This is a genomic window from Mycobacterium sp., assembly GCF_040509115.1.
In the GTDB taxonomy this organism is placed as follows: Bacteria; Actinomycetota; Actinomycetes; order Mycobacteriales; family Mycobacteriaceae; genus Mycobacterium.
The window spans coordinates 1-17,654 of record NZ_JBEVLO010000432.1; the positions used below are offsets into that span (position 1 = coordinate 1).

Below are 17,654 nucleotides of genomic sequence, written 5' to 3' on the forward strand. Positions count from 1 at the left end.
CGTGGAGCCGATGACGGGAATCGAACCCGCGTATTCAGCTTGGGAAGCTGATGTTCTGCCATTGAACTACATCGGCCTGGCCAGCGGTGCTGGTGATCACGAAGGCTAGCATCCGCAGTCGTCGAGTAGGACGCGGTGGTGGCTCAGATCGTGGGGGTGGGATCGACCAACGCCGGGGGCCCCGGGAGGGGGGCGGGTCCTGGCGCAATCGGAAGGGTCGGTGCCAGGTGCTGGGAGGGCGCTTGGTCCACCGTGGAGAGCGAGGTCGCGTCGGGGGTGATGGGCGACTCGGGCACGGTTCCCGCTACCGTGGCAGCCGTATCGGCGGCCCAAGCCGCTTGCAGCCGTTGGGCGGCGAAGGCAGCGCCCTGGTCGACGAGACCGAGTTCGGCGTACTGGTTGTGCACGGAGAAGCTCGTGCCGTGCGGGTCGCACACCAGGTCGTTGTCGACGCAGAGATCGATCGCCTTGGCCGCGTAGTTGGGGCCGACGACGACGTCCGGGTCCTTGATCACCTTCATGAAGCGGTCCGATGGCTTGCCGAACAACGCGACGGCCGCCACGTGGTCGGCAACCTCCGGCGGCATCGGCGCGGGCACGTCTTCGGGTGAGACACCTTCGGGCACAACGCTTGCGGTGACGAAGCCCATCACCGCGGCGCCCTGGGAGAAGCCTCCGAGCACCAGCTTCGTGGTCGGGCAGTTGGCGACGGTGGCCATGATGTGCGTCCGCGCGTCGGCGATGCCGTCAACCGCGGTCGAGAAGGCCATGGTCGCTGGATAGTCCACCGCATAGACACCGACCGACTTCGCGCCGACCCGAGCGCGCAGCGCGTCGATGAACGCATCTCCGGTGGGGCCCGCCCCTGGCAACTCGGTGGTACCCCGGGCGAACACGATCTCGGCATCGGGGCATGGCGCCGCGGACGAGGTGCCCGCGGCAACGCACTGCATCGCGATGACGGTCGTCGCCACCGACGTCACGATGGCACTCATGCGTCTCATTTGCCCCACGAGCAAATGCTGACACGAGGCGACGGGAAACGCGGGCTGAGCGTCAGAACACACAGAGATACGACAAGAACGCCAGGGATTCCTTATTCGCCGTGGTTCGAGCCGAGTTGCCGTGACTCGAATGGCCCGACCCAACGCTAGGCTCGCCTCGTGCTGCTCTCCGATCGAGACATTCGGGCCACGATCGCTGCGGGCCGGCTGGCAATCGACCCGTTCGACGACGGCTTGATCCAGCCGTCGAGCGTCGACGTCCGGCTGGACAACCTGTTCCGGGTCTTCAACAACACCCGCTACACCCACATCGACCCGGCCTTGCGTCAGGACGACCTGACGACGCTGGTCGAACCCAAGGTGGACGAACCGTTCGTGTTGCATCCGGGGGAGTTCGTGCTGGGCTCGACGCTGGAGCGGTGCACGCTTCCCGACGACCTCGCCGGACGCCTGGAGGGCAAGTCGTCGTTGGGCAGGCTGGGCCTGTTGACCCATTCGACGGCGGGCTTCATCGACCCCGGCTTCAGCGGACACATCACCCTGGAGCTGTCCAACGTCGCGAACCTGCCGATCACCTTGTGGCCCGGTATGAAGATCGGCCAGCTGTGCCTGCTACGACTCACCAGCCCGGCCGAGCATCCCTACGGCAGTGCGCAGGTCGGATCGAAATATCAGGGCCAGCGGGGGCCCACGCCGTCGAAGTCCTACCAGAACTTCGTCAAGTCCTGATTCGGCGTTCACGCGTATGGTCGGATTGCGGCCAAAAGCCGGCCCGGCGCATGTAACGACTGCGCTGGTGGCGACGATGAAATATCGAGCGGCCGCGTCGCGTTGAGATCGTCTGCGCTGGGATTGGATAGCGCAGCTAACGTCTTGGAGGGGTTTCGTGGACATCGTGCTTGGTGTGTCGTTGACACCAAAGACGGTGCGCTTGGTGCTGGTCGAAGGCGTCCAGGGCGACGGCGCAATCATCGACCACGACACGTTCGAGGTGCCGCAGTCCGACGACGCAGCAAACTCCACGAACGTCGTCCAACAGGTCGTCGCCGCCATCCTCGGCACCCAAGAGAGCGCCCGCGAGGGTGGCCACGACCTGAAGGCGATCGGCGTCACCTGGAGTGACCGCGCCGATGCCGCCAAACTCCGCGACGGCCTGGCGGCCCACGGCATCAAGGACGCCATGCTGGTGTCCGAACTGCATGCCGCCGGCGCACTCGCGCAGACCGCCGGACGTGCCGTCGGATACGAGAGCACGGCGCTGCTGTTCCTCGACCGCGACACCGCGACGTTGTCCGTCGTGAACACCGACGACGGCTCGATCGTGAAGGTGCTCAGCCGTGACCTGCACGGTGCGGACGCGATGGGCGTGCTCGCCGAGATGGCGTCGGCCGTCGCCGCGCAGGACTCCCCGCCTCAGGGCATGTTCGTCGTCGGCTCCGGTGTGGACGTGGCGTCGGTCAAGTCGCACCTGCAGGATCTCGTCCCGATTCCCGTCAACGCCCCCGAGGAATCCGGCCTCGCCCTGGCGCGGGGCGCCGCGCTGGCCGCCGCTGCCGCGCCGGAATTCGACGCATCGACCGTCGGCCTCGCCTATTCGCAGGATCCGGACGGTGCGACGTCCGGCAACGACTATCCCGGGCTGGCCGGCGCGGCCACTCAGCTGCGCCCGATCGGTGCGGTCGGCGGCGCCGCAGCCTTCGGGGACGCAGCCTTCGGGGATGATGCCTACGGCGGCTACGCCCCCGATGCGCCCGACGACAACCGCAAGCCCTTCCTGCTCGTCGGGAGCGCGCTGACGACCCTGTTCGTCGTCGGTGTCGTCGCACTGGTGATCTCGCTCGCCGTCAGCATCCGGCCGACCGCCGACCAGCGACCCGACGCCGGGCAGAGCGCGATCGTGCCGAGCGCGATCCGGCCCGCGGCTCCCGCCCCCGAAGTGGCGCAGCCCCCGGCGCCCGCACCCGAGGCTCCGCCCGCACCGGCACCCGAGACCATCAAGGCGCCGATTCCGGTCGTCCAGGAACAACCGCAGCCGCAGGCGCCGCCGCGGACCGTATACGTCGAACAACCGGCCGCGCCGGCCCCCGCACCCGCGGCGCCACCACCGGCCCCGGCTCCCGCGGCGCCGCCGCCCGCGCCGGTTCCCGCCGTGGTCCCGATCGTGCCCCCGGTGTGGCAACCCCCGATCTGGAATCCTCCGGTCCAGCAGAACCCGTGGCCACAGTGGCCGCGCCCCCAGCAGCAGTGGCCCTCCTGGCCGCAGCAGCCGCAACAACCCCAGTGGCCGCAACAACCGCAGCAGCCGCAACGGCCGCCGTCGAACCACGACGACGACAACGGTGGCTGGCCTGGTGGCGGCAACGGCGGTGGTGACGACAACGGCGGCTGGCCCGGCAACGGTGGCAATGGCAATGGCGGCAACGGTGGCGGCGGCAACGGCAACGGCGGCTGGCCCGGAAACAACGGCAACGGCAACGGCAATGGCAACGGCAATGGCGGCTGGCCCGGAAACAACGGCGGCGGAAACAACGGCGGCGGCGGAGGCGGTGGCGGCAACTGCTTCCTCATCTTCTGCGGCGGCGGAGGTGGCGGCGGCAACGGCGGCCACGGCGGCGGTGGACGGCACTAGGTCGGCGTCCACTCGTTACCTACCGTTGGTCTCTTGCTCAGTGTCACTTTGCAGTTAGCTCATCGCGGAGGCCTATTCAGGCAGTATGCGATGCACTGTGTTCGGTACGGGATACCTCGGCGCCACCCACGCCGCCGGCATGGCCGAGTTGGGACACGAGGTCATCGGGGTCGACATCGACCCGGGCAAGATCGCCAAGCTGGCGTCCGGAGACATACCGTTCTATGAGCCCGGCCTGCGAAAGGTGTTGCGCGACAACCTCGACGCCGGCCGGCTGCGATTCACCACCGATTACGACGAGGCCGCCGAGTTCGCCGACGTGCACTTCCTCGGCGTCGGCACCCCGCAGAAGAAGGGTGAGTACGGCGCCGATCTTCGCCACGTCCACGCCGTGATCGACACCCTGGTGCCCAAGCTGCGGCGCTCCGCGGTGATCGTCGGCAAGTCGACGGTCCCGGTGGGCACGGCCGCCGACCTCGCCGAGCGGGCCCGCGCGTTGGCACCAGTGGGAATCAGCGTCGAGATCGCCTGGAACCCGGAGTTCCTCCGCGAGGGTTACGCCGTCCACGACACGCTGCATCCCGACCGCATCGTGCTTGGCGTGCAACGCGATTCGTTGTGGGCCGAGGCCGCGATCCGGCAGCTGTACGCCCCGCTGCTGGCGGAAGGCGTCCCGTTCCTGGTCACCGACCTGCAGACCGCCGAATTGGTCAAGGTCTCGGCGAACGCCTTTCTGGCGACCAAGATCTCGTTCATCAACGCCATCTCCGAGGTGTGCGAGGCCGTCGACGCCGACGTGACGCTGCTGGCCGACGCGCTGGGCTATGACCCCAGGATCGGCCGCCGGTTTCTCAACGCCGGCTTGGGATTCGGCGGCGGCTGCCTACCGAAGGACATCCGCGCGTTCATGGCGCGGGCGGGCGAACTCGGCGCCAACCACGCGCTGACGTTCCTGCGCGAGGTGGACAGCATCAACATGCGCAGGCGCACCCGGATGGTCGAGTTGGCCTCCACGGCGTGCGGTGGCTCGCTGCTCGGTGCCAACGTGGCGGTGCTGGGAGCCGCGTTCAAACCCGAGTCCGACGACGTGCGGGACTCACCTGCGCTCAACGTCGCGGGCTTGCTGCAACTCAACGGCGCCACGGTCAACGTCTACGACCCCAAGGCAATGGAGAACTCGCAACGCGTCTTCCCCACGTTGAACTACTCGACCTCGGTGCACGAGGCGTGCGACCGCGCCGACGCGGTGCTGGTGCTCACCGAGTGGCAGGAGTTCGTCGACCTCGACCCCAACGCCCTTGCCGGCACCGTGCGCTCGAAAGTCGTTGTCGACGGTCGCAACTGCCTCGACGTCGCGACGTGGCAGAACGCCGGCTGGACGGTGCACGCCCTCGGTCGACGCATCGCGGCACCGGCGGGCGCCGTCGCGTCGTAGCTTGGACGGCATGTCCGTCTACGCGCTCAACCTGTTCGACATCGCCAACCGTGACGAGTACCTGGCCTACTCCAAACGCTCACCCGCCGAGGTCGCCAGGCACGGCGGGCGCGTCGTTGCGCTCGGGCGGTTCCGCGAGGCGGTTCTCGGCGACGTCGAGCCGCGCTCGGTGCTGATCATCGTCGAGTGGGAGTCCAAGGACGCGTTCGACGGCTACTGCAACGACCCCGCACTCGCGGACCTGCACGCCCACCGTGAGAACGGGTCCTCGGCCTACGTCTGGCACCTCTTCGACCGGTTGGACGATCTTCGTCCGCTCCTTAAGCTCTAGGCATGCCGCAAACGACCAGGGTCAAGCAGCGACTGCACTGGCTGTCCCTGCACGGGGTGATCCGAGTCGCGGCCTCGCGCGCTGCCAAGAAGGGTGATCCGCAGGGTCGGCTCATCGCCGATCCCGCGGTCCGCGCCGATCCGGGTGGCTTCGCCGACGAGCTCCGCCGACGCGGCAAGCTGGTCCGCGGCCGCGCGGCATGGTTGACGGCCGACCACGCCGTTGCTCACCAGCTTCTGCGTTCCGACGACTTCTCGGTGACGTCCATCGGCGCCACGTTGCCAGGTCCGCTGCGGTGGCTGGAGCAGAAGACCTCGGTCAAGGGGCGGCTGCATCCGTTGCTGCCGCCGTCGATGCTGTCCGTCGAACCGCCCGAGCACACCCGGTACCGCAAGACCGTCTCTTCGGTGTTCACCACCAGAGCCGTTGCGGCACTGAGGGAGCGGGTGCAGCAGGCTGCGAACGGCCTCATCGACGGCATCGACGCGGGCCCAGCCGACCCCGTCGTCGACATAGTCGACAGCTACTGCTCGCAGCTGCCCGTGACGGTGATCGGCGACATCCTCGGCGTGCCCGACTTCGACCGCCCCCGCATCCTGGAGTTCGGTGAACACGCTGCCCCCAGCCTGGACATCGGGCTGTCGTGGAGCCAGTACCTGAGCGTGGAGAGCGGGCTCGACGGATTCAATTCCTGGCTGGCCCAACACCTCGATCACCTACGGCGCGAGCCCGGCGACGACCTGATGAGTCAGATCATCCGGGCCGGGGACGACGGCACCCGGCTCAACGAAGAAGAGCTGCGTTCCACGGCAGGGCTCGTCCTGGCCGCCGGGTTCGAGACGACGGTGAACCTGCTGGGCAACGGGATCCGGATCCTGCTGGAACACCCCGACCAACTGGCGTTGCTGCTTGAGGAACCGGAGCGCTGGCCGGGCGCCGTGGAGGAGATCCTGCGGCTGGAATCCCCGGTGCAGCTCAGCGCCCGCGTCGCGCGCGTCGACACCGAGGTGGCCGGGCGGGCCGTGGCTGCCGGTGAGCCCGTGATCCTGTACCTCGCGGGCGCCAACCGGGATCCGGGGGTGTTCGCCGATCCACACCGCTTCGACATCACGCGCGACAACGCGGGCAGGCACCTGTCGTTCTCGGGCGGCAGGCACTTTTGTCTCGGGGCGGCGCTGGCGCGCGCCGAGGGTGAAGTCGGGCTGCGGACGTTCTTCCAGCGCTACCCCGATGCTCGCCTGGCCGGATCGGGGAGCCGCCGGGACACCCGGGTGCTGCGTGGCTGGTCGTCATTGCCGATCAGGCTCGGAGAGGCGCGAGCGGCGGTAGTTTCGTAGGCGTGGACTTCCGCGCAACGCTGCTCGAGGAGACCCGGGCCCTTGGTGACGTCATCCGCGACGCCGACCCCGCGACCCCGGTGTCGACCTGCCCCGGCTGGACGATGAATCAGCTGCTCAAACACGTCGGGCGGGGCCACCGCTGGTCGGCGCAGATCATCTCCGAGCGACGCCTGCAGCCGCTCGACCCCCGCGACGTCCGGGACGGCAAGCCACCGGCGGACGGCGATGCGGCGATCGACTGGCTCAACCAGGGCGCGCAACTCGTCATCGATGCCGTCGACCGCGTCGGACCCGAGGCCCGAGTGTGGACGTTCAACGGGGCGAAGCCCGCGGGCTGGTGGATTCGCCGCCGCGCGCACGAGGCGACGGTGCACCGCGCCGACGCGACGTTGGCCGTCGGCAACGCTTTCGAGCTTGCCGCCGAGGTGGCCGCCGACGGCATCAGCGAATGGATCGAACTGGCCACCGTCGCGGCCAACGTGCACGCGCCACCGCTGCGCCGTGGTCTGACGCTGCATCTGCACGCCACCGACGACGGGCTGGGCCCGACGGGGGAGTGGACCATCACCCACGACGAGGACGGGGTGCAGTGGTCCCACGACCATGCCAAGGGCGAAACCGCGGTCCGCGGAAGCGCGACCGACCTGCTGCTGGCGCTGAGTCGGCGTCAGACGGCGAAGGGAGCGGTCGAAGTCCTTGGCGATGAGGCCATTTGGGACGAGTGGTTGAGCCGTACGCCGTTCTAGACCGCCGCCTCGATCCCAGTCGTGGCGGAGAGTTTGGCGACGACGTCCAAGTACTCGGCGACGATGGACGCCACGATGTCTGCGGCAGGCATCACGGACTCGACCAGCCCAGCCGATTGCCCCGCCTCGACCTTCCCCTCGGCTACGTCGCCGTGGAGTGCCGCGTCCTTCAGGGATGACGAGAGAAACCGTTCGCGGCGTTGGTCTTCGGATGCGCCTGCGTGTTCGAGTGCGAGCATGGCGTCACTGAAATCGTTGGACAACATGCGGATCAGGCCCAGACCACGGCCGACGGTTCGGGTGTCCGATACCTTCGCGCCGACGACGAGGTCCCGATATGCGGGTGCCACGTTCGATTCCCGCGACGCGATGAACCGAGTGCCGAACTGCGCCGCGTCCGCGCCCAGCGCGAGGGCCGCAGCCAGTCCCGCGCCGTCGGCGAATCCGCCAGACGCGACGATGGGGATGTGCGGCAACTCCTTTCGGACGGCCCGCACGATCACGGAGGACGAGACGAGGTCGACCGGTGGGTGCCCGCCTGCCTCTCCACCGACGACGACGAGTCCGTCGACGCCGGCCTCGGCCGCCTTGATCGCGTGCGGGAGCGTCGAGACGACGTGCAGCCACCGAGTACCCACGGAGTGGAATCGGTCGAGATGCTTCTTGGGTCCGCCCTGGGAGGCGATGATGACGGGGACGGGTTCGGCGGCCAGGTGGTCGAGGACGTCGTCGGCGTCCGCGCGGTAGAGCGGCAGATTGACTGCGAAGGGGCCCATGGCCATCCGACGCAGAACGCCCAGCACGGCGGTGAAGTCGGACAAGCGCATCGGTCCCGCCGCCAACACCCCCAGCCCGCCGGCATTGGTGACGGCCGCGGGCAGCTCGGCGCATGACGATGCCCATGACATCCCGGCCTGGACGACGGGGACCTCGATCCCAAGCATGGCGGTGATCGCGGTGGTGATCCTGGAACGCGTCACTTCGCCACGCTCGCAGCGGATTTCAAGATCTCATGAGCTGCGAGGGCAGCATCGGTCTTGCGTACCTTCCCGCTGGCCGTCATGCCGATGGACTCGAAGTCGGCGACGACGCGGAAGTGTGCGGGTATTCGGAAGCCCGCCATGCGCTCCTTGCACCAGCGGCGCAGATCGTCGACGTCGAGTTCCATGCCCTCGGCGAGCCGCAGGAACGCGAACGGGACCTCCACCAAGCGATCGTCGGGGACGCCCACGACGACGGCCTGGACGATCGCGGGATGGCCGTGCAGCGCATTCTCGACCTCGGCCGGAGCCACGTTCTCCCCACCGACTCGGATCAATTCCTTCGTTCGGCCGGTGAAGACCAGGCGCCCGGTGTCGTCGAGATGTCCGACGTCGCCGGTGCGCAGCCAGCCGTCGCAGAGTGCTGCGCGAGTCTCCTCGGGCTTGTCCCAGTAGCCGACCATGACGTTCCAGCCGCGGACCAGGATTTCCCCGTCTTCATTGGCCGAGGCGGGTGCACCCGTGTCGAGACGCCGGATCGACACCTCGACGCCGGGTTCCAGCGCCATGGCGGTGCTGACCCTGACGTCTTCGGGCTCCCACCACGACGACTGGGCGACGTTGGGTGATGCCTCGGAAAGTCCGTATCCCACCACGCATTCGGCGGCTCCGAGGACGTCGATGACCTGGCGCACCACGGCCGCCGACGCCGCGACCCATGCGCCCCGCAGATAGAGCTTCCGCGTGGTGACGTCGGGATGGCCGATGATCATCAGTGCGATGGTGTCGTTTCCGGAGAAGTGGGTGCATCGCTCCACCTCGAACAGCCGCAAGGCCTCACCCGCCTCGAAGCGGTCCATCGTCACCAGCGTGGCGACGTGCTGGAGGCACGCGAGGATCGACAGACTGGACCCGGCCACGTGGAAGAACGGTCGGGCGCTATGGAACCGGTCTCCGATGCGCAGTCCCATCCGTCCACCAGAGAAGAAACCGTTGGCGCACATGCTGCGATGAGTCAGCAGCACGCCCTTCGGGAAGGACGTGGTGCCCGAGGTGTACTGGATCAACGCGACGTCGTCGGGTGAAGCCATCGCGTCGACGCCGGTATCGGTGCTGGAATCTGCGTTGGCGAGCAACGCTTCCCAGGACTCCGCTCCGGCTGGAACGTCGTCCCCGACGACCACCACGTGGCGCAGGTCGGGCAACGCCCGCGACTCGAGCGGTGCTGCATCGTCGATCTCCGGCGCGATGGTGCGCAGCATTCCGATGAAGTCGATCCTGAGAAAGACGTCGGCGGTGATGAGCAGCGACGCCCTGGACTGCCGCAACACGTACGCCAATTCCTCCGTCCGGAACCGCGTGTTGACCGGCACCACCACGGCGCCCAGTGAACTCGCCGCAAGGAAGATCTCCACCCAGCGAACGCCATTGCCCATGCACAGCGCGACGTGGTCGCCATGCCGAACCCCGAAGCGGTGCAGGGCAGATCGAACCACCGCGACTCGCTCCGAGAGTCGACGGTAGGTGCAGCGCTCACCAGAGCCGACGATCGCCTCGACGTCAGGACCGAGGAAGGCGGCCCGCGTCAGCGCGGCGTGGGTGGTCGTCGGACAGATCTGGGAAAGGTCCGGTGTCGTCGTCACTGAGTGCTCGTCCCGTTGTGCGCGGCCAGGAAGCCGTCGACGCCCGTTCGCCATTCGCCGCCGGCGAGGTTCTGCTCGATCGCGGACATCTCGATGCGAATTCCGCGGTCGAGGTCGGTTTCCGAGCCGAGGTCGATGGCGCGCTTCGTCAATGCCATCGACAGCGGCGGTGCGGCCGCGATCTTCTCTGCCATCGCCCTGCCTGTCGCCATCAGGGCATCGGGGGGCACCACCCGGACGAGGAGTCCGACTCGCTCGGCTTCTTCGGCGGGCATGACCCGATTCGTGAAGAGCAGTTCCTTGGCGCGTCGCTTTCCGATCACCCGCTGTAGTCGTTGGGTGGCGCCCACCGTGCCCCAATGTGCCTCGGGGAAACGGAAGTTGGTGTCCGACGACCCGACGGCGAAGTCGCTGGCCATCGCGATCTCGCCGCCAGACCCGACGACGCTCCCATGCAGCAGGGAGATCACGGGCTTGCTGCACGCCTCGATCGCGGCGTAGGCAGCGAACGAAGCGAGGCGTCGGCGGCGCACCCAGGCGGCGTCCTTGCCCTTGCGCTCCTTGAGGTCGGCACCCGCGCAGAACGACGGGCCTCGTCCCGAGACGAGGACGACCCGAACGTCGGGATCGGCGTCCAACGCGGCGAAGACGTCGCGAAGGCTAGTGCACAGGGCGAGATCGACCGCGTTCCGGGCCGCAGGCCGGTTCAGTACGACGTGAACCGTGGGGCCCTCGTGAACGACGTCGAGGGAGTCCGCTTCCACCATGTCAGATCACCCCTTGGTCGTGAAGGGACGTGATCGTGCCGTCCGACATCCGCAGTCGCTCGCTGAGGACACGTCTGGTATCCGCGCCCAGCAGGGGTGGGGTTCCCACCGTGGGGGAGTCGTAGCCGGTGATCGCCAGCGGGGTGCGGAGCCCGGGGAACGAGCCCTCGGTGGGATGCTCGAAGTTCTGGACCATTTCTCGCGCTACCGCATGCTCGGACGCCAGCGCCTCGCGGACCGTTTGCACCGCCCCGACGGGTACCCCCGCCGCGCCGAGCGTGCCGACCGCTTCGTCGCGCGGCATGGCGCCGATGGCCCTGCGCAGCAAGGGCATCAGCTCGAGTCGGTTCTGCACTCGGGAGGAATTGTCGGCATATCTGGGGTCGTGGATCAGGTCCTCGAGCCCCACCGCCTTGCACAGCGGTTCCCAGTGTTGGTCGCTCGCGCTGACGTGGATCCACTCCTCGTCCGCGCAGACGAACGCGGCAGAGGGAACCCGGCCCGGATGCTCGGTGCCCATTCTGTGGGGGTCCTCGTCGTAGGCGAACACGCGGGCGGCGGCGAGAGCGCCCAAGGCCAGCTGCGCGTCCATCATCGACACGTCCACGAAGCAACCGTGGCCCGTGGTGGCCCTTCCGACGAGCCCGGTCAGCGCAGCGATGGCGACCCACAGCGCGGACGTCATGTCGGACACGGGAATTCCCGCCTTGACCGGCGGTCCGTCGGCCTCTCCGGTCATGGACATGATGCCCGAGAGGGCCTGGAAGATCGTGTCGTAACCCTTTTCGTCGCGGAGGGGTCCCGTCTGGCCGAAGCCGGTCGTGGCGACGTACACCAGACGAGGGTTCACTCGGCGCAGGGAGTCATAGCCGAGTCCCATGCCGTCCATCACCCCCGGCAGGAAGTTCTCCACGACGACGTCGGCATCGCGTGTGAGTTCGCGGGCAATGCGTGCGCCCTCGGCGGTCTTGAGATCGAGTGTGATGGAGCGCTTTCCCCGATTGAACGCGAAGAAGTAGGCACTCTCGCCTGCGGGCAGCCTCGGCTCGAAGGAGCGTGTCTCGTCGCCGCGATGCGGGCGTTCGATCTTCACGACATCCGCACCGAGCTCGGCGAGCGTCTGGGTGGCCAGTGGTGCGGCGAGGACCCGGGAGAAGTCGATTATCTTGATGCCGTCGAGTGGTTTGGTCACGGGGTCTCCCGGAAACCGCGCATGATCTGGTTCACGTCGCGGCCGGCTTTCATCGCCGACTCGAAGGGCAGGTCCGCGACGCGGTAGAACAGGTCCTTGATGCTCCGCAACGCGTCCGGTGAGTGATGGGCCCACCCCTTGGCGATGTCCACACCGCGTTGCAGTGCGTCGCCCGGGGTGGCGACTTCGTTGGCGAGGCCGTGCCGGAACATCTCGTCGGCGTTGAGGAATCTGCCGGTGCTGAGGAGCTCGAATGCCAGCTTGCGACCGAGCTGGCGCTGAATTCCGGTCATCACCAGCGCGGGCACGATCTGGTGTTTGACCTCGGGGTAGCCGAACTTGATGTCGGACGCGGCCACCAGCATGTCGCAGGCGATGGCCAGGCCGGCCCCGCCGCCAACGGCTGCGCCCTGCGCTACAGATACCACTGGCTTGCTGATCTGCTGCGGCAACATCTGCGTCCGCAGGGTCAGGTCGGCCCGCCGGGCGACCGCGTCGGCGTGTGCCGGAGTCAGGTCCGAGAACTCGGAAAGGTCTGCGCCTGCACAGAATCCGCGTCCTGCGCCAGCCAGCACGAGTGCTCGCACGGCGGGGTCGCGGTCGGATTCGACCAGGGCGTCGTGCAGCGCCTGCGTCAGCTCGGTGTTCAGGGCGTTGAGCTTGTCGGGCCTGTTGAGGACGATGATGCGTACCGCGCCGTCGTCGATCGTCTCGAGGACGTGTGCCGTCGTGGTGTTGCTCGACGGGTGTGTCGCCGTATCAGACATTCGTGGGTTCCTTTGGGGTACGGGCGAAATCGGTGCGGGCGACCATGCTGTGTAGAGGACGCTTCAGTGCTGCCTCGCAAGCCGCCGAGGCAGTGCGGAGATTCTCCGGGTCGATGCCCGTGTCGACGCCCATCGCCTCGAAGAGGCTGACGAGGTCTTCCGTGCAGACGTTGCCCGTCAGACCGGCGCCGTAGTGGATCGAGGAGGGATGTCCTCCGACTCCTCCCATCGCGCTGTCGAAGTGGCGCACTCCCGCTTCGAGTGCGGCGACGGCGTTGGCGATTCCCGTCCCGCGGGTGTTGTGGAAGTGGGCGACGACGGTCAACTGGGGGAATTCGCGAAGCAGGCGAGCGAACAGCTCCTTCGTCGTGCGAGGGTGTGCGACGCCCGTGGTGTCACCGATCGTGACGAATCGTGCGCCACATTCGGCGAATCGGGCGACGTCGGCAACGACGACGTCGGGATCCACCCAGCCCTCGAACGGACAGCCGAACGCGACGGATACCACTCCGACCAGGGCGAATCGGCCGTCGGCAAGGGCGGCCATCTCCTGGACCCGCTGCCACTGCTGGTCACGCGTGCTGCGCAGGTTGCGCTGACTGTGGGATTCGCTTGCGGAGACGAGAAGGCTGAGTTCGTCGGCGGCCGTGCCGATCTCGTAATCCTGGAGGGCGCGTTCGACGCCCTTCGGGTTGGGGCACGTGGCCTTGTAGCTGACGCCCGGCTTGCGCGGCGCCGCCAGGAGGACGTCGCGAACGTCGCTGAACGCCGGGATGCGGGACGGGTGGCTGTAGCTGCTTGCCTCGATGCGGGTGAAGCCGGCGTCGACGAAGCGCCCGAGAAGTTCGACCTTCGTCGACGTGGGAAGGAACTCGGGCTCGTGCTGGAGCCCGTCACGAGCGAAGCACTCGCAGAGAACGACACTGTCGGTCACCGATGATCCACCTTTCCTGACACCTCAACAATGAGGGAAGCTGTTGACTAAGTCAACAGCAGGAGTGTCGGCTACGGCTCCGAGACGTTGTGCTGCTCCTCTTCCTCGATGACCCGCGCGAGGCTGGTCAGAGTGTCGAGGGCGCGCTCGAGGGCCCTTAGGTCCTTGGGGCCGAGATGGCGTCGGATTCGACGGTCGCGTTCGTTGGCCTCGGCGATCAGGCCCCGGTACATCGCGAGGCCCTCGTCGGTGAGCGCGAGTTGCGTCGTCCTGCCCGCTCCCACGGTCTTGGTGACCAATCCCCGATCGAACAGGCCCTTGACCACGCGCGACATCTGGGCTTTGTCGAGACCGGCCTTGCGGGCCAATGAGTTCAGCGTGGCGGGTGTCTTGACGCCGAGGAGGGCGAGAGTTCGCCATTCGGCGAGGGACACGTCGAACATGCGCCGGTACCGCGTTGCCGCGCTTCGCGAGAGGGAACCGCTGGCCCTGGAGAGGCGGTACGACAGCAGGTCGGTGATCACGACGTCGTGCGAACTGGCGGGCTGGGCATTGCTCTCCGGCATGGAAGCCTCCTCGCGTCGAACAGTACCGAGCGGATGTGAGGTGGCGCCGCAAGGCACGGGCCGGACACGTTCCAGGTGTTGACAAAATCAACAGATGGATAGCAGACTGCTGAGGCGGGACACGTGAGCTGGGTCACCTGCGAATGTTGCGGTGCGGCCCACTAGATTCGCCGTGAACCGTCCGTCCTTCAAACCATCAAAGGAGCCGAGCGGTGAAACGCACCAGCGAGAACGAGACGGGGATGGATGTGGCGGATCGACAGCCGCCCGTCGACGTCATGCGCGACCGGTTGTACCGCCGCATCGCCGTGCGAGTGATGCCGTTGCTGGTGATCTGCTACATCGTGAGCTTCATCGATCGGACGAACATCGGCATCGCCCAGGTCGGACTCAAGCGCGATCTCGGCTTCAGCGCGACGGCCTACGGATTGGGCGTGGCGTTGTTCTTCGTCGGCTTCATCCTGTTCGAGGTGCCGAGCAACGCCATGCTGCAGCGGATCGGTGCCCGCGCCACGTTGACGCGGATCATGGTCACCTGGGGCATCGTCACGGTGGGCACGATGTTCGTCTGGGACGAGACGTCCTTCTACGTCATGCGATTCCTGCTGGGTGTCGCGGAGGCGGGATTCTTCCCAGGGGCGCTGTTCTACCTCGCCCAATGGTTCCCCTCGGCCCGTCGGACCAGCAGGACCGCGACGTTCTTCATCGGCGTGCCGATCTCCGGGATCATCGGTTCGGCCGTCTCCGGCTGGATCATGAGCGCCTTCAACGGAGATCTGGGTCTCGCGGACTGGCAGTGGCTGTTCCTACTGGAGGGCATTCCGCCGATCCTGCTCGGTGCCTTCGTCTGGTTCTACCTGTGCGATCGCCCGGCCGATGCCCGTTGGCTGACCGACGACGAGAAGGCCGTCGTCGAAGCCGATCTGAGCGCTGATCAAGCGGACAAGGCGCGAGCCGCCGACGCTGCGCAACACACCGGACTGCGTGCGGCACTTCGCGATCCGCGGGTGTTGATCCTCGGGCTCTGTGCCTGCGGCGCGTACACACTCGCGAACGCCGTGTCGTTCTGGACGCCGCGGATCATCAACAATGCCGGGGTGGACAACGTCCTCAACATCGGGCTGTTCTCCGCAATCCCGCCGATCGCAGGCATCATCGTGATGCAGATCGTGGGCCGCAGTTCGGATCGCCGACTCGAGCGTCGCTGGCACGCGGCAGGCAGCTGGTTGGTGGCGTCGGGCGGACTGATCGCGCTGTCCCTGGTGACGCACAGCCCCCACGTCGTCGTCGTCCTGCTCGCGGTCATCGCGGCCGCCCACTACGCGGGCCTGACGGTCTTCTACTCGATACCGTCGATCTACCTGTCGGGTCGGGGAACGGCCACGGCCATCGCGTTGGTGACGTCGATGGGGTCGTTCGCGGCCGCGCTCTCGCCTGCCATGCTCGGATTCATCGAGGATCACACCGGAAGCCTGTCCCTCGGTCTCCAGATCAGCGCAGCGATCATCGTCTGTGCCGCCGTCCTCCTGCTGGTGGGCATCCCCGCCAAGGCGCTCAAGGAGAACACCCGCTGACTAGGTGGTGCTGGGCTGCTCCGCGTGATGTGGGGTGGCCAGCACGGCGGCGATCCCCGTCGTCAACGGGACCGAGAGCGCCAGCGCGATGCCGCCCACCGCGGACCGCGCGATCTCGATGGCCACGCTCTCACTGGTCAGGACGTCCCCCAGCGACCGGTTCGCCACGCTGAACAGCAGCAGCAGCGGTAGCGCGCTGCCCGCGTACGCCAGCACCAGGGTGTAGACCGTGCTGGCGATGTGATCGCGACCGACCCTCATGGCGCCGGTGAAGATCGCTCGACGCGACGGGTTGTGTTCAGCGATCTCGAAGGCCGTCGACGCCTGCGTCACCGTCACGTCGTTGAGCACGCCGAGAGAGCCGATGATGAAGCCTGCCAGCAGCAGACCGGTGATCGATACGCTGCCGAGGTAGGCGGCCACCTCGTTGTTTTGATCCTCGGACAGCCCGGTCAGGTGCACCAGTTCGATTGCCGCCCAGGACAATGCGGCCGCAAGGAGCAGGGACGTCAGAGTTCCCAGCAGGGCGGCGCTGGTGCGCAGACTCACCCCGTGGGCGAGGTAGATGACCGCGAAGAGAATGGCGCCCGACGCGACCAGTGACACGGGGACCGCAGGCGCACCGTCGCGCAGCGCGGGCAGCAGGAACACCATCAGCACGGCGAAGGCCACCACGATGCCGACGAGCGCACGCAGACCGCGCCAGCGGGCCACCGCCACCACCACGACTGCGAACGCAGCGGCCAGCAGCGCCAACGGCAGCGTCCGCTCGAAGTCGAAGAACGCGTACGACGTCGAACCGTTCTGGTCGACCTGCCTGCTGACTCGCACGTCGTCGCCGACCGCGAGGCTCGGCTGGCCCGGCCCGCCGCTGAACTCGAGCAGCGTGTTGGCGCCGGTGTTGGGGCCCGAGTCGATCGACACCAGTGACTGGACGCAGTCGCCGCCCCCGGCCTGGGCCTGCAGCGGCGCCGACGTCAGGACACCGCCCGCCGACGGGCTGCCGCACGGTGCCTGAGAACTGGACAGCACGTGCCCGGACTCGGTGGTCACGGCACCGCCCTCGGAGTTCTGGAACGGCAGCGGAATGTCGACGCTCTGGTGGCTCGGCCACAACACGGCCATGCCCACGATGACGGCGACGCCGATCGCGACGAGCAGGCCGACGACGATCTTGGCCGCCACCGGACCCAACGGAGCGGGACCGGACGACGATGAGTGCGAGTGCGTATGCGCCACCCGGCAAGGGTAGAGGGGCTGGCTGGCGTGCTACTGCCGGTAGCTGGCCAAGAAGTTGCCCAGCCGGTCGATCGCGTTTGTCAGGTCGCGGGCCCACGGCAGCGTCACGATGCGCAGGTGATCCGGTGCAGGCCAATTGAATCCGGTGCCCTGCACCACCAGGATCTTCTCCTGCAGCAGCAAGTCGAGGACGAGCTGCTCGTCGTCGTGGATGTCGTGAACCTCGGGATCGAGCCGCGGGAACGCGTACAGCGCGCCCTCGGGCTTCACGCAGGAGACGCCGGGAATGTCGTTGAGCTTGGTCCACGCGACGTCACGCTGTTCGAGTAGCCGGCCACCGGGAAGCACCAGATCCTCGATGCTCTGATGCCCACCAAGTGCCACCTGGATCGCGTACTGCGCAGGCACGTTCGGGCACAGCCGCATGTTGGACAGCAGGTTGATGCCCTCCAGGAAGCTGGCGGCATGCTCCTTGGGGCCGGTAATGGCAAGCCAGCCGGACCGGTA

General features: G+C 67.6%; 17 protein-coding genes and 1 tRNA gene. 7 read left to right on the plus strand and 11 right to left on the minus strand.

The window, feature by feature from the left end; translation table 11 throughout:
- Positions 1-2 precede the first annotated feature (2 nt).
- A tRNA-Gly gene (locus ABW137_RS29705) sits at positions 3-76 on the minus strand.
- Between the two features lie 67 nt (positions 77-143).
- The gene (locus ABW137_RS29710) at positions 144-995 is read right to left on the minus strand and encodes a cutinase family protein (RefSeq protein WP_526405465.1); all 852 of its coding nucleotides are present in this window, start codon (positions 993-995) and stop codon (positions 144-146) included.
- 168 nt (positions 996-1,163) lie between these two features.
- Between ABW137_RS29710 and dcd the strand changes: the two genes are divergently transcribed.
- The 6 genes from dcd (at position 1,164) to ABW137_RS29740 (ending at position 7,485) form a co-directional block, all read left to right on the plus strand.
- Positions 1,164-1,733 (plus strand): dCTP deaminase, encoded by a 570-nt coding sequence (gene dcd, locus ABW137_RS29715; protein ID WP_526405466.1) that lies wholly within the window; start codon positions 1,164-1,166, stop codon positions 1,731-1,733.
- A 157-nt stretch (positions 1,734-1,890) separates the two neighbouring features.
- On the plus strand, positions 1,891-3,633 hold the full coding sequence (locus ABW137_RS29720) for a DUF7159 family protein (protein WP_526405468.1): 1,743 nt from the start codon (positions 1,891-1,893) through the stop codon (positions 3,631-3,633).
- 85 nt (positions 3,634-3,718) lie between these two features.
- Positions 3,719-5,068, plus strand: a complete 1,350-nt coding sequence (locus tag ABW137_RS29725) for a UDP-glucose dehydrogenase family protein (RefSeq protein ID WP_526405470.1) — start codon at positions 3,719-3,721, stop codon at positions 5,066-5,068.
- Between the two features lie 10 nt (positions 5,069-5,078).
- Complete coding sequence (locus tag ABW137_RS29730; protein ID WP_526405472.1) at positions 5,079-5,399, plus strand: DUF1330 domain-containing protein; 321 nt, start codon at positions 5,079-5,081, stop codon at positions 5,397-5,399.
- 2 nt (positions 5,400-5,401) lie between these two features.
- Positions 5,402-6,736 (plus strand): cytochrome P450, encoded by a 1,335-nt coding sequence (locus tag ABW137_RS29735; RefSeq protein WP_526405474.1) that lies wholly within the window; start codon positions 5,402-5,404, stop codon positions 6,734-6,736.
- Positions 6,737-6,738: 2 nt separating this feature from the next.
- Entirely contained in the window at positions 6,739-7,485 is a 747-nt protein-coding gene (locus tag ABW137_RS29740; RefSeq protein ID WP_526405476.1) for a maleylpyruvate isomerase family mycothiol-dependent enzyme, read from the plus strand.
- On the opposite strand, the gene ABW137_RS29745 is transcribed toward ABW137_RS29740, so the two are convergent.
- The 7 genes from ABW137_RS29745 to ABW137_RS29775 all read right to left on the minus strand — a co-directional run bounded on the left by ABW137_RS29745 (position 7,482) and on the right by ABW137_RS29775 (position 14,334).
- Positions 7,482-8,465, minus strand: coding sequence for an NAD(P)H-dependent flavin oxidoreductase (locus tag ABW137_RS29745; RefSeq protein ID WP_526405478.1), 984 nt, complete (start codon positions 8,463-8,465; stop codon positions 7,482-7,484). The genes ABW137_RS29740 and ABW137_RS29745 overlap by 4 nt on opposite strands.
- The gene (locus tag ABW137_RS29750; RefSeq protein ID WP_526405480.1) at positions 8,462-10,108 is read right to left on the minus strand and encodes a class I adenylate-forming enzyme family protein; all 1,647 of its coding nucleotides are present in this window, start codon (positions 10,106-10,108) and stop codon (positions 8,462-8,464) included. The genes ABW137_RS29745 and ABW137_RS29750 overlap by 4 nt, the downstream gene beginning before the upstream one ends.
- Positions 10,105-10,875, minus strand: a complete 771-nt coding sequence (locus ABW137_RS29755; protein WP_526405482.1) for an enoyl-CoA hydratase/isomerase family protein — start codon at positions 10,873-10,875, stop codon at positions 10,105-10,107. The genes ABW137_RS29750 and ABW137_RS29755 overlap by 4 nt, the downstream gene beginning before the upstream one ends.
- A gap of 1 nt (position 10,876) precedes the next feature.
- Positions 10,877-12,067, minus strand: a complete 1,191-nt coding sequence (locus tag ABW137_RS29760) for a CaiB/BaiF CoA transferase family protein (protein ID WP_526405484.1) — start codon at positions 12,065-12,067, stop codon at positions 10,877-10,879.
- A complete protein-coding gene (locus ABW137_RS29765) occupies positions 12,064-12,834 on the minus strand; it encodes an enoyl-CoA hydratase/isomerase family protein (protein ID WP_526405485.1) in 771 nt (256 codons plus the stop codon). Before ABW137_RS29765 ends, ABW137_RS29760 begins: the two co-directional genes overlap by 4 nt.
- A complete protein-coding gene (locus tag ABW137_RS29770; protein WP_526405487.1) occupies positions 12,827-13,768 on the minus strand; it encodes a hydroxymethylglutaryl-CoA lyase in 942 nt (313 codons plus the stop codon). The genes ABW137_RS29765 and ABW137_RS29770 overlap by 8 nt, the downstream gene beginning before the upstream one ends.
- A gap of 71 nt (positions 13,769-13,839) precedes the next feature.
- Positions 13,840-14,334, minus strand: a complete 495-nt coding sequence (locus ABW137_RS29775) for a MarR family winged helix-turn-helix transcriptional regulator (RefSeq protein ID WP_526405489.1) — start codon at positions 14,332-14,334, stop codon at positions 13,840-13,842.
- A 212-nt stretch (positions 14,335-14,546) separates the two neighbouring features.
- Between ABW137_RS29775 and ABW137_RS29780 the strand changes: the two genes are divergently transcribed.
- A complete protein-coding gene (locus tag ABW137_RS29780; protein ID WP_526405490.1) occupies positions 14,547-15,908 on the plus strand; it encodes an MFS transporter in 1,362 nt (453 codons plus the stop codon).
- Here ABW137_RS29780 and ABW137_RS29785 read toward each other — a convergent pair whose 3' ends face one another.
- Together ABW137_RS29785 and ABW137_RS29790 are read right to left on the minus strand one after the other, a co-directional pair.
- Positions 15,909-17,147 (minus strand): YibE/F family protein, encoded by a 1,239-nt coding sequence (locus ABW137_RS29785; protein WP_526405492.1) that lies wholly within the window; start codon positions 17,145-17,147, stop codon positions 15,909-15,911.
- A gap of 30 nt (positions 17,148-17,177) precedes the next feature.
- On the minus strand, positions 17,178-17,654 hold a 477-nt coding region (locus ABW137_RS29790; protein WP_526405494.1), incomplete at its 5' end, for an aminotransferase class I/II-fold pyridoxal phosphate-dependent enzyme.